A 14,906-nucleotide genomic window follows, 5' to 3' on the forward strand; every position below is an offset into this window, starting at 1 on the left:
TTAAGTGTTTGAGGGAAAGTAGTTATATAATATATTTGGAGGTGCAATATGATTGAGATTAGTGATTTAACAAAGAGGTTCGGAAGCAAAATTGCTGTTAATAAAATAAGTTTTAATGTGCGAAGTGGTGAAATATTTGGATTTTTAGGACCGAATGGTGCAGGTAAGACGACTACTATAAAAATGATAGTAGGATTAATGAGTCCTAATGAAGGCGAAATAGAAGTAGCCGGTGTAAATGTTATAAGCGATCCACTCGAATCCAAGAGAAAATTCAGTTATGTACCTGATAATCCGGATATTTACGATAATATGACAGGACTTCAGTATTTAAACTTTTTATCCGATATTTACAATTTGTCCAAGGATGAAAGAAAGGAAAGAATAAAAAGGTATTCAGATGAGTTTGAGATGACAGGAAACTTGAATGATTATATTTCGGGTTATTCTCATGGTATGAAGCAGAAAATATGTTTAATAGGTGCACTGATTCACGAACCGGAAGTTTTTATTTTGGACGAGCCAATGGTAGGTCTGGATCCAAAAAGTGCTTTTAGATTAAAAGAACTCATGAGAGATAGATGTAATAATGGTAAATCAGTATTTTTCTCTACTCATGTTATGGAGGTTGCCGAAAAGATATGCGATAGGCTTGCTATTATTAAAGAAGGCAAAATCATTGCAATGGGAACCCTTGATGAAATCAAAGAACAGGCGAAAGACGAAGGTAGCTTAGAACAAATCTTCTTGGAGTTGACAGAATGATGGGAATACTAAAATTAGTTAAGAAAGATTTAATATTGGATTTTGGTATATTATTAAATCCGGGAGCTGCAATGAGAAACAAGTCTACTAAACGAAAGTTATTTGCAATGCCCTTAATTGCCGTATTGATATTGTTCTACACTTCAATGATTATGAAATTTATTTTTAATAATATCAACGACTCAATCATGATTCTATTGGGAAATGTTATACTGTCGATGACTTTTTTACTTTATTTTATGATGGTATTGGTCTTTGGGATTGGACCTTTTGTTAGTAAGATATATTTCAGTAATGATGTCAGTATTATGCAAAGACTGCCTATAAGTGCCAAAGAGATATTTGCCAGCAAGGTAATCTCGGGTGTACTTACCTTACTGCCCATTTCGATACTATTTGTAGTTCCCGTGCTCATGAAATATGCCGGTGCTACAGGTCAAGGTTTTTTATATTATTTACTTGCGTTTATTTGTATCTTTTCAGGTACGGTTATTGTATACAGCACATTAGCATTTATAAATTCCATACTTATGAGTTATATAAATAGACTTCCTCATACTAAAAATATAATGCAATTCTTGGGGATGATTCTAATTTTGGCGATAACCTTAGGTATCCAGGTTTTTACAAGAAGAATGGCACAAAGTATTACAAGTACTGAAGATTTTATACAGACCTTTGATGGTATTGCAAAATCACTAACTGTGATGTTTCCATTCATTAGACTTATTACGGAAGCATTGACAAGTAGTCAAATTTGGACGAAAGTATTGAATACGCTGATACTTTTGGGTCTGGCAATAGTATCGATTACGATTACTTCATTTTTAGGATCAGGCTTTTTAATTAGGGGAATAGACGCTAATCAAATTACTGTCAAGAAAAAAAGATCATCAATAAAAGAATCCGGATTCAAATCGGAATCAGTAGCAATGGCTCTGGCTAAAAGGGAGATAGCCGAGATTTTTAAAATCCCGGTTTACGCATTTAACTTTCTCTCAACAGGTATTTTAATACCGTTATTTATGGCATTTCCAATTCTCACAGGAGGAAATGTAAGTAATGCAGATTTTCAACAAGTTGGAACTGTGCTTAAAACATTCGATATTAGCATTATTAACCAGATTAGCGTGTCGGCAATAATAGGACTTGTAATTTCTATATTTCTTGGGATTAGTGGGCAAAGTGCAACAACCTCTATAACCAGAGAAGGCAAGAGACTTTGGCTGATGCAGTCCCTTCCAATATCTGCAGAAGATCAGATAAAAGGAAGAATTATTGCTTCGGCACTATTTGCTATAATATCCATTTTGCCAACTGCTATTTTGCTGACAGTCATTTTAAAACCCTCCATGCTTATGGTAATCGGTTTAATAATAGGTATTGCAATTGGTGTATTTTTAACCAGCGTATTTGGTTTGTGGGTAGGTATACTTTTTCCAAAACTGACCTGGGATAATCCGCAAGAAGCCATAAAACAAAACATGAGTGTTTTTGTAACCATGATAGGTGTATGGGCATATATTGGATTACTGGGATATATTTTATTCAAACAATTTAGTATAGGTCATATCAACACGAATAATATAGGTATCATTGCAATGGTGCTGATAATACTGCATCTGGGAATTGGGATTTTCCTATTCAAAAAAGAACCGGAAATACTTAGAAAAAAAATGAACACCTACAATGACTAAAATCTAAAAAAGGGACCCATCTAATGATGAGTTCTTTTTTATTGAAGAAAAAACTCTAAGCATTAGTATAACAAGTCATTATTAAAAGCAAAGCCCTGCAGCATGGCAGGGCTTTGTACAGGGTATGAAACAGTCTTAATAGGAATTTGCCAGGGAAGGGGAGACAAATCCCATAGGAGGGGTATTGACTGTTTCAGGTGCATGTTTAATAAAACGCTCAAGGACATCATTAAAATCAATTGATTTTAATGTGAATAAGTCATGATTTGTTAAGTCTTTTCCACTCGACCACAAACTAAACAGTCTTCGTTCCTGATTAAGAACGATTCTTTGTAGGTAGTTCTCAACCATACGTCCATTAGAGAAGTTCTGATCTCTGTGTTCGTAGATTTGAGTTATATGATTTTTTAAGATTTGATGACAGCTCTTATCCAGTTTAAGATTTCGCTGTTTCAGCTTTAATCTGAAGATTTGCTCCAGACTTTTCTGATCATAGTCATCAAAATTTATAATAAAAGGAAATCTGTCTCGGAAACCCGGATTTGAATGTCTTAGCAAGTATTCCATTTCTTCGGGATATCCGGCTAAGATTACGCAGCATCTGCCAATATTTTCAGTCATTAGTCCAGTTAATGTGTTTATAACCTCAACACCATAGTCTTTTGGAGAGCATCCTTCATAGAATAGGGAATAGGCTTCATCGATAAATAGTATTCCGTCAAGAGCACTGTTGAAAACTTCGGTAGTTTTATCTGCAGTTTGGCCTAAATATTCTGCTACTAAGCCGGCTCGCGTAGCGGTTACTAAGTGACCCTTTTTTAAAAGTGATAAATCTTTGAAAATTTCGGCGATGATTTTTGCAACAGTCGTTTTTCCTGTACCTGGATTTCCTGTGAACACCATATTAAATGGATTCATAAATTCCTGATTTGTGACTTCACTTTTACTTTTATTAATTACACTGTGAGCAATAACATCACTCACCTGTTCTTTTACGCATTCTAGTCCTATTAATTCTTTAAGTTTTTGTAAAGATGGAGGATTAGCACGTAGTAAAGTAACTTCTTTTTTGTTAGTTTCCCGCTCTTTAGCTGAGTCTAAGCAAATCTTTTTTAGTTCATGCCATTTATCGTATTTTTCATGCTGAAAATTCTCATAATCGGAATCTAATTTTCTTGAATTAACTGGCACTGGGCTTTTCTAATAAGCTCCAAATTGCTTGAATTATTTAAGTATACTTCGAGTTTATCTAGCTCATTCTCGTCGTCTAAAGACAAGTCAATTAAGTCAAGATTAAAGTAAATTTCATCTAAAATACGGTCATTTATAGATCTAATCTTGGCAAGTGATGCTTTACTATGTGAAGCTAAGTCTCTTACCGTACTTATACCGGCTCTTCTTAAACAATTGTATGTGCGCAAACTGAAATCAAAATATTCTATATCTTCATCTAGAAAATCGTTGGAAATGTTTAAGAATTTGCTCTTTAATAGATTTTCTTCCCCGATTAGATGCTCTTCTATAAAGGTATCTAGATTTTGGAGTCTTTTAAACTCGACAAACTCCTCCTCATTAATTTCAGCCAAACTCAGGTTGATTCTTTTAAGCACACTTGAGAGTTCATATATATTATTTTGATTAAAAGAATCTATGTTTTTTAATAGCCAATACGGACTGCGAATTACCAAATCAGAAACTGTTCTTAATCCACATGATTCTAAAGCACTATATGTGGGCGAACTTAGCTCCAATTGACTTATATCTAAGTCCAAATATTCATCCATACTATATTCCTCCAGGATTATTCCGCGGTCTTTTAAAGCGTCGAATAATTCTTCAAGTTCATCAGAACTCAATTCATCCAAACAATATCTTAGCCAATGTTTGCTACGACATTCTATGTCCGCAATTTGGTAAAGACATGCTTCATTGAGTGCCTCAGATATTGAAGGACTTACATTAAGCATTTTTAAACTATTCTGAAGGAAAGCATCTGAATTGGCATATGAAATGTATTGATCTTGGCAATCTTCATGCCCATATACATTTTCAAGTTCCGTTTTTTCATCAGATTCTTCAACTTGCATATCAGAAGGTTCTACAATCGATCTTTTAGAATGATTCATAAGTGAAAATACAGACTCTTTAATAGCATTTAGTGAATTAGATAATAAAACATGAATTTTTGTCATATAAAGCCTCCTTATTGGGATATTATTTATTAGTTTAAAGATTTTTAAATTATTGCATATAAGTGGACTATATCCGTTTGCCCCAAATTCATTCCTCACAACCTACCCTAGTCGGCGGTTTGCAGTTATCACTCTTCTTGGCAAGCTCGATATTAAAAATATGTCATGGTCTACTTAACTGAAGAGGTACTAAATTTGGACGGTAATTTTTTTGTCAAGGAACACAAAAAAAGCTAATCAATTAATCAAAATGGGTACAGCTATCCCCTTAAACGGGCTCGCTATAATTTCCCTTGATCAATCTGTTAGCTTTCAATAATCATATTCCTAATAAATACACATCCCAATGATATGCACCAATACATTAGCATGGTAAATAAATAATGTCAAGTATTATTTTAAAATTTTAATTTAGTAATGAGGGGAGTAAGCTTAATATATTAAGATTTTAATTAATAGGCCAATAATTTAAAAAAAATGCACTTGAGTTGTGAATAAGAGATGTACTGTGTCATAATGTGTAGGAGTAATTTTTGTGAAGTGGGGAAGGAGTTTTAAAAAAGGACGTGAAAACAAATGGTGATAAAAGAACATAGGTAATTAAAAAATAATTAGATAAAAAATATAAGGATTGATTTATCGGATAAATATGTATACTAAGTAATGGATAATTAAAATGGTAAAGGCGATTGAATACTAGAGTAAACTGCATATATAGACTAAAAAGTTAATTAAGTCAAGCATCTTTATGGGAAACAAAAAAAGACAGACTTTTCGGTCTGTCTTTTTTGGGATTCTATTATTTATAGATGTTTTTAAGAGTGTTTTTAACAGCTGTAGATATTGTGTTCTCTCCACCTAGTAGATAGAATTGAACTGCTCCCATTTCTTTTAGTTGTGCGATAGTTTCATCGCTTACATGATCTTTTTTAACAAGTAAGATTGGAGCTTTTTCTTTAATAGCTATAAGTGATCCTGCTAATGCGTCAGGATAGTTTTCTCCGCTTGCTATAACAACTTTTTCAGGCTTTGCAAAGAATTCTTTTCCTAATTCGTTAGCTGTGTTATATCTGTCACTTCCAGAAACTCTTTTAACTTCTATACCTTTTGCTTCTAGGGCATCGGCAATATCTTTAGATATTGATTTTAGACCACCAATTATAGTAACCTTTTTAACGCCTTCGATTTGCTTCATAGCAGCTTCATCTAGTTTGTCTGATTCAGATAACAGTATACCGGCTTTTTCAAGACCTGCATATGGAGCAGCTGCTAGTGCATCTGCATAGTTTCTACCATTTGCTAAAATTACATGATCAGATTTACTTGTAAGGCTCTTAACCATTTCATTTATTTTAGCTGCTGTTTTGTATCTATTAGTATCTGCTATTCTCTCAACTTTTAGCTCTAAAGCAGAGATTTCTTTTTCAAGATTTGCATCAAGTGTATTTTCTCCACCGATTAATAGTACTTCTTTAGCTTTAAGTCTTGCAATCTCAGCTTTAACATCGTCTCTTAATGCAGACTTAGTACTTAATAAAAGAGGTGCATTCAGTTCAGCTGCAAGTACTGATGCTGCAAGTGCGTCAGGATAATCTTCACCTGAAGCTATTACGACTTTTTCGCTTTCTCTAAATAGCTCGGTGCTAATCTTAATAGCAGTCTCGTATCTTGTCTTTCCTGAAAGTTCAACAGTCGCTATGGTTGCTTCGCTTCCGTCAGAAGGTTTTTCAACAGGATTGTCGATATCAGGTCCGCCAGGTTTATTGTCTTTAGGTTTATCTGGCGTTGTTGCTTCGTCATTAGGCTTTTCATCATCTTCTGGTTTTTCTGGATTCACAGGTTTTTCCGGATCTACAGGTTTTTCTGGATCCACAGGATTTTCAGGATCAGGTGTTCCCGGTTCTACCGGTTTTGGTTCTTCCGGATTGTTTGGTTCATCTGTCTCATCGTTATTACCTGGTACTGTTGGATCTACTTCAGGATCTGTAGGTTCAGTAGTTCCAGGGCCTTCTACGATAGCACATTCACCGCTCTTAATGCTGTATGATACTTTGGTTTCATTTCCTGCGAAATCATAAGCTTTGAAGTAGAATGTTTCATCCTCTTCTACATTTTCTAATTCAAAATCATGAGTGAATGTAACATCGGTCGGCTTTCTTTCAAGCTTTTCAAAAGATTCGTCATGTTTTAGTAATCTTTGATAAGTTGATCCATCTTCTCTTATTTCATCTACCATTACTGCCCAGAAATTATCCTTAACATGGAAGGTAAGTTTAACGTCTTTTTCATTGTCAGGATTACATTCGTGAGAGATTTCTATAGTTGGAGCGGTTTTGTCGACAAATATCCATTGAGCAACATTTCCTTTTAAGGATCCTGATATTGCAGTAATTTGGATATAGATTAGCTCTTCACCTTCAACAGTTATTTTACCATTGAATACAAATTTATCGCCGTCTTTTTCAAAAGTTGCTTCAACTTCTTCGCCTATAACATTACCTTTTTCATCAACTTGTCTAAGTATAACTTTATCCAGATTTTCAGTATTTGTTATAGTACCGCTAACATTAACTTCAGGTTCTTGGAAAGTTAAAATCTTAGGTGATGTAATATCAATTCTTGGAGTATCTTTGCTGTCCTGTAGATCAAATAAATTAAAGAGGTTAAGATTTAGAACAGCATCTTCAGCTCCAACTATTAATTTGTCAGTATCCCAATCTTCAGGTAGCGTATAGGAAATAACATCGCCTTCTTTAAACTCAGGATACGCTTGTTCTACAGGTTTAACTTCTAACTGTTCTGTATTATTAGGATTAATAAATACCAGATATGCTGTACCTGAAAGTGCATCTTTTATTCTAACATCTATTGTTCGTGTAGTTTTATCGTATTTTACAAATTCTACTTCAGGAGCTGTCTTATCCAAAACGATAGGATATTTATAAACTTGAGCATCGGCATCATAGTTTAATTGAGCTTTGATATTGTAATTGTATAATTCGCCTTCTACTGCAGAACCTTTTCTAAGGTTTCCGTCCCATTTCATGAAATCATTGAAGAAATATGGCGATTTTCCTCCGCCCAGTCTATTGACTTTTCTTACACGAATTTCAGAATTAAGTTTTACTAATTCCTTATCTTCAGCATTTGTTATATTAAAACCTAAATTTTCTGCATTACGGATTACTGATAATACAGGCATAATATTGGTCTTGTGGCTAAAGTAAACGACGTTTTTACCGTCTTTTTCTTTTACAGGTAGTGGATTAATTACTTCTTTGCCTTGATTATTCTTATAAATTGCATAGAATCCTGGAAGTGGGAAGAAATTATCTTCAAATCCCTTCATACCATCGATAATTCTCGGTTCATTCCAATTACCATAGAAACCTATGAAAGGAACGGTAAGTTTAGGATGGTTTTTGTTTTCCAAATGAATAAATCCATTTAGCAATTGATTATTTTCAAGACCGTCAAAACTAATGGTAAAATCTTTTGTAATCGTGCTATTAGCTTTAACTTTTATGCTCTTTGGCTTTATAATTGAGGTTATTTCTTCAGTTCTTTCTGCAAAATGGTCATCTTCTATCGCTTCTTTTAATACTTCCGATTTTAGGTCGTATTTTATGGCTTTATTAGAAGTATTGTGAAGTGTTAATTTTACTACGAAGTGATCTTCGTATATTTCTTTTAGCTCTAATTTTCCATCAGCTATATTGTCATTAGTTCCAGTTACATCAATATGAACAGGGGTAGTTATAGCTGAATGAACATTCATCATACCTGCACCTTGCTGCATAACGGAATAAGTGTATCCTGTACCATTATCTTTTTGAGGAATTGCAGTGTTCATCATAACTTGTTTAGTTAATTCCGCATACTCTTTTTCAGAAAGATTTGGGAACTTTTCTTTAAGAGCTTGTTTAACAACCGCAGATGCTCCTGCTACATGAGGTGTAGCCATTGAGGTACCGCTCATAACTCCGTATTCATCATTATTTTGAGTCGAATAAATATTTCCGCCAGGAGCTAGTATTTCAGGTTTCATCCTTAGGTCACTTGAAGGACCCCAACTTGAGAAAGTACTCATTTTTCTGGCAGAAGGATTATCAACGAAACTAGGATCTACGGTTAGTGTAACCTTAGTTCCTTCCGGTGCTCCTACAAGTCTCATTCCATCGCTATGACCGATAAATGCCACTGGAATATCATATGGAGGATCGATTAACATATTTACAAGGGCATCTCCGCCTGCTTCATGATTGAAGATTATAGCGGCAGTTGCACCATGTTTAATTGCAAGATTTTTCTTATCTGTATATGTTGCAGCACCTCTTTGAATTAGGGCTACTTTACCACTTACATCTTTACCTTCATAATCTGCATCTGTAGCACCAAGTCCTACATATACATATTCACTATCTTTTGGGAATCCTTCTTTTGGACTGCTTTCATGTACTTTGGCAGCAAATGAGAAGTTTTCACCATTAATTACAGTTTCAACAGCATTTGAGAATGTTTTTGTGTTTTCAAAAGAAGCTACTGCGAATGAATTAGGGAAGGTAGAAGGAGAGCCAACTAATGCCAAGTCAGGATTTCTCTTATGCATTTTGCCATATCCATCTACTATATTTCTATCATTTCCTGCAGCTATTGCACAGATAATACCATTATCAACTGCATTATTTAGAGCTACATCTTCAGCACTTTCTCCACTTCTATCATAAATGCCCGCTGGTGCTCCTAAACTCATATTAAGAGCATCTGCTCCAAGCATAACTGATTCCTCTATAGCTCTTAGATAAGAATCTGAAAAGACATTATTCATGCTCTCGTTGTCTGAAAACACCTTCATAGCAAGTATTTGAGCTTCAGGAGCAACACCTTTTATACCATTATTTGCTAGGTCACCATTCGCCGCAACAGTACCTGCAACATGCATTCCGTGTTGGGATGAAGGTGCCGTCTCTTTAGGCTCAATATCTTTATCATGATAATCATATCCATAAGGAACTTTATCATTTATATATCTACCTGGAAGAGAGTATTTAGAGATTAATTCGTTGATTTTTTCTTCAGTTAGCTTAGCTTTTGAAGGATCGGTGATTTTCATGTCTTTATGATCGTAATCTACACCGGTATCTATAATTGCAACTACCATGCCTTCACCTTTATAGTTCAAATCTCCCCATGTTTCTTCAATTCCTATTAGACCTACAGAATTGACCATACTCGGTTCAACAGGCGCTGGTCTTTCGTATTCTCTTGAAAGATAAACTTTTTTTACAGCAGGTAATTTAGCTATTTCTTCAAGGTCTTCAGCTTTTACTTCTGCTGAAAAACCATTGATTGCTACAGAGAACTTATCTTTTTCAACAAGTTCTACGCCTTTATTTTCAAGATCAGACTTTGCAGTAGATTGTTCATCTGAAATCGCTTTCTCTTGTGCTCTGAAAGCCCCTTGAGAAAGTTCAGGAACTGATATTCCAGATTGAGTAGCTTTATCAATAATTGGTTCTTCTGATAATTCCACTATTACTCTAACCTTTTCTTCAGCTTTATATGAAGCTAAATTTGGATCCAACTTTGCCAGCTCCGGGTTTACGCTTTCCCTATAGTCAGTCTTTAACTCGGGAACTTTTACTTCCTGTGCATTAGCGATGTTGATAGGTAGAGATGTAAATAATAATGCTCCCGACAACATAAAAGCTGCTGTACGTCTTAAAAATGTTTTCAAGCTAACACTCCCTTTCAAATTTTATGCTCTAAGTATAGCATATGTTACATTATATTTAAAGTAAGGTAGATAGATAAAGAAGTTTATAGTTTAAAAATTGAATAAATTTTTAAATACAGATATAATCGGCTATATTTCCACGATTAAGAGTATCAAATAACTATAGATGCTGATAAAACATGACAATAGAATCATAATATAATAGAGGGCAATATAGAATAAAAGTGTAAAAGAAAATAGTCTTGTAAATTGGATTACTTAAGAAAATGATATAAAAATTTTGTGGAAACGTATGCGCAAGGATTATCTGGTGGAAAATTTATGTGAAATTATTAAAATAATCCCCCCTTAAATAATACATCTATCATTAGATAAAATGACTTACTTTAAGGGGAGATATTAAAAACTGAAATCCTATACTTAATTCGTTCTCGAATTAAATCGTACTTCTTTGCTTATAAAACATAACTAAAGCCATACTGAGAATGAGCGAAAGGACGAGAATGATAAGAAAGTCCTTGGTCATTTGATAAGTAGCTGTTTTGGTGCCGACTACAAGAAAATGAGTAATGATATATGAAAAACTAAAAGTGGCAGGGTACTTAAACCATTTAATTTTTGTAAATGCAGCTATTAGAGCTGTGATTAAAAATACAAATCCGGCAAGTTTTAAATAATAACTAAGTGCAAGTCTTGGAAGTGTGGCTCGGTTAGAAGATTTATTATGCTCACCAAGTATTATGTCAACATCATTATCTGAAATATAGTATATAAGCTTAGACTTGGGATTTTCAATGAGGTATTTAGCTTCGCTCCTATTGGGCATATATTTATTGATTCTATTAGTCCAAGCCATCAGACTATAGCCTTCTTTTTTATTATCAGGGTCTGATTCCATTCCGGACAGGCTTATGCCAGCTACTTCAGAACTCAGAGTCAGTACTATATCCTCACCCTTTATTTCAAAATCCAAGATGGCTTTGTCCGCGGGAAGGAGGACAGGTCTGGTTAAAAACTGAAATATTATAAGCAAGATGTAGGTGATTAGTAGTCCTATGACAATATTTGATTTTTTTCTGTAGGTATTGATTTTATCTCTTGCATTTTTTATAGGTATGGCTTCTGATTCGAATGCATCCGTATATTCATTATCATTTATGGAATCCCAAACTATTTTGCACTCGGAACATGTTTCAATATGTTTTTTTACAAGATTTGAGCTTTCTTCAGAAGCGATATTCTCAGCTACAAGAGGCATTAAATCTTTAACTATATTACAATTTTTCATTTTCTTCCTCCATAAATTTCTTTAACATTCTCTTACCTCTGTGAAATGTAACGCATGCCCAGTTATCCGTTTTTTTAAAATAGTTCCCGATTTTTTTAAAACTCAATTCATCTATAAGTCTTAATTTTACAACCTCGGAATAAGGTTTTGGCAGGGAGAGTATTTTATTGTAGATTTCACTGTATCCAAGTGCGGATAATACTTCTTCCTCGAGATCTTGGTCCGTGGGGAGAAGGTTCAAGTCAATATCAATATCCTGGGGATTGTTTTTTCTGAGGTAACTAAAATACTTGTTCTTTGCAATGGAGCATAGCCAAACTCTAAGTGAAGTTTCACCTTTAAAGCTTTCTATGGACTTCATCGCTTGTAAAAAGGTATCGGAGCAGATATCTTCAGCGATAGTTTCATTTTTGGAGAGCTTTAAGATAAAATAGTAGACATCCTTAAAGTTCTTTTGATAAATCTCTTCCCAGTCATGCATACATTCACCTCCTCGTATATAAGACGTTTTTAAGTGACGAAATCTTACAAAAATCAAATATTACTATTATCTTATCATTATTAAAGTGATAGAGTAAACTTTATTAATCATTGACAAGTTTGTGTTATTATAATATAGTTTTAAAACGGTTTAATGGGAGGAAGAGTGTATGAAGATAGCATTGATGGGTTATAGCGGTAGTGGAAAGTCCACACTTGCAGGGAAACTGGGAAGAGCATTCCAAATACCGGTACTTCATTTGGACTCTGTAAACTTTCTGCCGGGATGGAATCTTAGAGATAGAGAAAGTGCGAATGGAATGGTCTTGGAATTCTTAAAGAAGGAAAGCTGGATAATCGATGGAAACTACGGGGAATTCTATAAGAAGAGAAGGATAGAAGAAGCAGATTTAATAATACTCCTACTCTTGCCTAGATTTACTTGCCTCAAAAGAGCTTTTTTCAGGTATTTAAAATACAGGGGAAAAACCAGGGAAGATATGGCAAGCGGATGTAATGAAAAACTGGATTTTGAATTTATAAAATGGATACTCTACAATGGCAGAAATAAAGCGAAAAGAGAAGCGTTTAAACAGACTGTAAACAGCTATCCGGAAAAGACTATCGTTCTTAAATCGCAAAAAGAGATTGATGAGTTTGTAAAGGGATTTGCTAAAATCTAGAATGCTCTTTGGATACAAAAATCATTTTTAAAGTGCTTATCTTTATGATATTGATACATTCTTTAATTTATGATTATTCCATCTCCTGAAATGAAACTCTTTTATCGGTGATTTAATTTGAACTTTACTTCAAGCTGTTAGTATAGATTTGAGAAATATCTTATATAAAAAAGGTGGCGATGATATGCTTATATATGCTCATAGAGGATGCAGTAAGGTTTTTCCGGAAAACACCATGGAGGCATTTGAACATGCGATCGACATAGGTGTAGACGGGATAGAGCTTGATGTACAGCTTAGCAAAGACGGAGAGGTTGTAATAGTACACGATGAGAATTTAAAAAGACTTACCGGTGAGGATGCTTGGGTTTTTGATTTGACTTTAGCCGAGCTTAAAGAACTTAATTTTGCCAAGAATAGGGATGATTTTAATCATACCGAAATACCGGTGCTGGAAGAGTATCTTGATATTGTTAAGGGATGCAATTTAATAACAAATATTGAGCTAAAGACTTCCATATTTTCTTATCCGGGGCTAATAGACAAAGTAGCTAAACTGATAAAACAGTATAAATTGGAAGAGAAGGTTATTATTTCTTCTTTTAATCATCTGTCTTTAATGGAATCCAAGAGGATAATACCTGAGGCTGCTCATGCAGTACTCGAAGCTTCAAACCTGGTAAAACCTGTGGAATATCTAAAAAGACTCAATATGGAATATTTTCATCCACTATTTACTACCATAGATGAAGATATGATACAATCTCTAAACGCAGAGGGGATTTATATCAATGCTTGGACTGTAGACAATCCCGAGCATGCATCTTTATTAAAAGAGCTTGGAGTAAGAGGCATTATTTCAAATGTGCCCGAAGTTCTTCAAAATTTAAAATAAGAAAAAGGTAGAAAACTCCCGGGAGCTATTCTACCTTTTTTTATTAGCTATATCTCTTCATATCTTCATCTATGGGGTGTAGGAGGCTCTCTTCTGTATCGATATTAAAATAATATGCTTTGGACATATCGATCTTTAGCTTAATGGAGCAGCCCCTTTTAATCGTATGGTTAGGTGCTACCCTTGCAATCATGGATACTCCCGCGATCTCAAAAAAGATATAACTGTCACTGCCCATCTGCTCTATGCTTGAAATTACAATATCGATAGTATCTTCATCTTCTATGCTTGCTATGGAGAATGCTTCCGGTCTAAGGCCCAAGATTAATCTTTTAGGTAATGCTATCAATCTTTTCAAGGATTCTTCATGGATGCGGTATTTATGACCTGCGATGCTGACGAATGGTATATTTTGGTCTTTGACCACGGATACTTCCAATAGGTTCATCGTAGGACTGCCAATAAAGGTTGCTACAAATTTATTGGCAGGGAAATCATAGATTTTAGTAGGGGTATCCATCTGCTCCAAAATTCCATCTCTAAGTATCGCAATGCGGTCTCCCATAGTCATGGCTTCTGTCTGATCATGTGTAACATAGATGAAGGTTGTTTCGAGTTTCCTATGCAGTTTCACTATTTCAGATCTCATCGAAACCCTTAGTTTAGCATCTAGATTTGATAGGGGCTCATCAAGTAAAAAAACCTTCGGATTCCTAACCATTGCTCTACCCAGTGCAACTCTTTGTCTTTGTCCTCCACTAAGTGCAGCTGGTTTTCTGTCGAGTAAGTTATTTAGTTCTAAAATCTCTGATACCTCTTCAACTTTTTCGTTTATCACTTCTCTTTTGACCCCTTTCATTTTGAGCGGAAATGCTATATTTTGTCTTATACTCATATGCGGATAAAGTGCATAGCTTTGAAATACCATAGCTATATCCCTGTCTTTGGCTTGAACTTCATTCATTACTGTTCCGTCTATTTGGAGCTGACCACTACTGATTTCTTCGAGTCCTGCTATCATTCTGAGCATGGTGGATTTTCCACATCCGGAGGGGCCTACAAGTACTACAAATTCTTTGTCTTTTATCTCTAAACTTACATTATTAACTGCAATATTATTGCTTTCATATACTTTTACTAGATTATTTAATACAACTTCTGCCATATTG

10 protein-coding genes are annotated in these 14,906 nt (G+C 34.6%); 4 read left to right on the forward strand and 6 right to left on the reverse strand.

What is annotated here, in order from left to right:
- The first annotated feature begins 48 nt into the window (after positions 1-48).
- Positions 49-765 (forward strand): ABC transporter ATP-binding protein, encoded by a 717-nt coding sequence (locus VZL98_00095; protein WVH63388.1) that lies wholly within the window; start codon positions 49-51, stop codon positions 763-765.
- Entirely contained in the window at positions 762-2,462 is a 1,701-nt protein-coding gene (locus tag VZL98_00100; protein ID WVH63389.1) for a hypothetical protein, read from the forward strand. The genes VZL98_00095 and VZL98_00100 overlap by 4 nt, the downstream gene beginning before the upstream one ends.
- Positions 2,463-2,597: 135 nt before the next feature.
- On the opposite strand, the gene VZL98_00105 is transcribed toward VZL98_00100, so the two are convergent.
- The 5 genes from VZL98_00105 to VZL98_00125 all read right to left on the reverse strand — a co-directional run bounded on the left by VZL98_00105 (position 2,598) and on the right by VZL98_00125 (position 12,160).
- Positions 2,598-3,653, reverse strand: coding sequence for an AAA family ATPase (locus VZL98_00105; GenBank protein WVH63390.1), 1,056 nt, complete (start codon positions 3,651-3,653; stop codon positions 2,598-2,600).
- A complete protein-coding gene (locus VZL98_00110; GenBank protein ID WVH63391.1) occupies positions 3,629-4,654 on the reverse strand; it encodes a DNA-directed RNA polymerase subunit alpha C-terminal domain-containing protein in 1,026 nt (341 codons plus the stop codon). Before VZL98_00110 ends, VZL98_00105 begins: the two co-directional genes overlap by 25 nt.
- 799 nt (positions 4,655-5,453) lie before the next feature.
- Complete coding sequence (locus VZL98_00115) at positions 5,454-10,391, reverse strand: S8 family serine peptidase (GenBank protein WVH63392.1); 4,938 nt, start codon at positions 10,389-10,391, stop codon at positions 5,454-5,456.
- A gap of 436 nt (positions 10,392-10,827) precedes the next feature.
- Positions 10,828-11,679, reverse strand: a complete 852-nt coding sequence (locus tag VZL98_00120; GenBank protein WVH63393.1) for a zf-HC2 domain-containing protein — start codon at positions 11,677-11,679, stop codon at positions 10,828-10,830.
- Positions 11,666-12,160: a sigma-70 family RNA polymerase sigma factor gene (locus VZL98_00125; protein WVH63394.1), complete on the reverse strand. Its 495-nt coding sequence runs from the start codon at positions 12,158-12,160 to the stop codon at positions 11,666-11,668. Before VZL98_00125 ends, VZL98_00120 begins: the two co-directional genes overlap by 14 nt.
- Positions 12,161-12,329: 169 nt before the next feature.
- On the opposite strand from VZL98_00125, the gene VZL98_00130 reads away from it, so the two are divergent.
- Positions 12,330-12,842, forward strand: a complete 513-nt coding sequence (locus VZL98_00130) for a DNA topology modulation protein (GenBank protein ID WVH63395.1) — start codon at positions 12,330-12,332, stop codon at positions 12,840-12,842.
- A gap of 184 nt (positions 12,843-13,026) precedes the next feature.
- Entirely contained in the window at positions 13,027-13,737 is a 711-nt protein-coding gene (locus tag VZL98_00135; GenBank protein WVH63396.1) for a glycerophosphodiester phosphodiesterase family protein, read from the forward strand.
- A gap of 43 nt (positions 13,738-13,780) precedes the next feature.
- Here VZL98_00135 and ugpC read toward each other — a convergent pair whose 3' ends face one another.
- Positions 13,781-14,902: a sn-glycerol-3-phosphate ABC transporter ATP-binding protein UgpC gene (gene ugpC, locus VZL98_00140; protein ID WVH63397.1), complete on the reverse strand. Its 1,122-nt coding sequence runs from the start codon at positions 14,900-14,902 to the stop codon at positions 13,781-13,783.
- Positions 14,903-14,906: the final 4 nt, after the last annotated feature.

The sequence above is a fragment of the Peptoniphilaceae bacterium AMB_02 genome (assembly GCA_036321625.1).
Classification (GTDB): domain Bacteria; phylum Bacillota; class Clostridia; order Tissierellales; family Peptoniphilaceae; genus Microaceticoccus; species Microaceticoccus formicicus.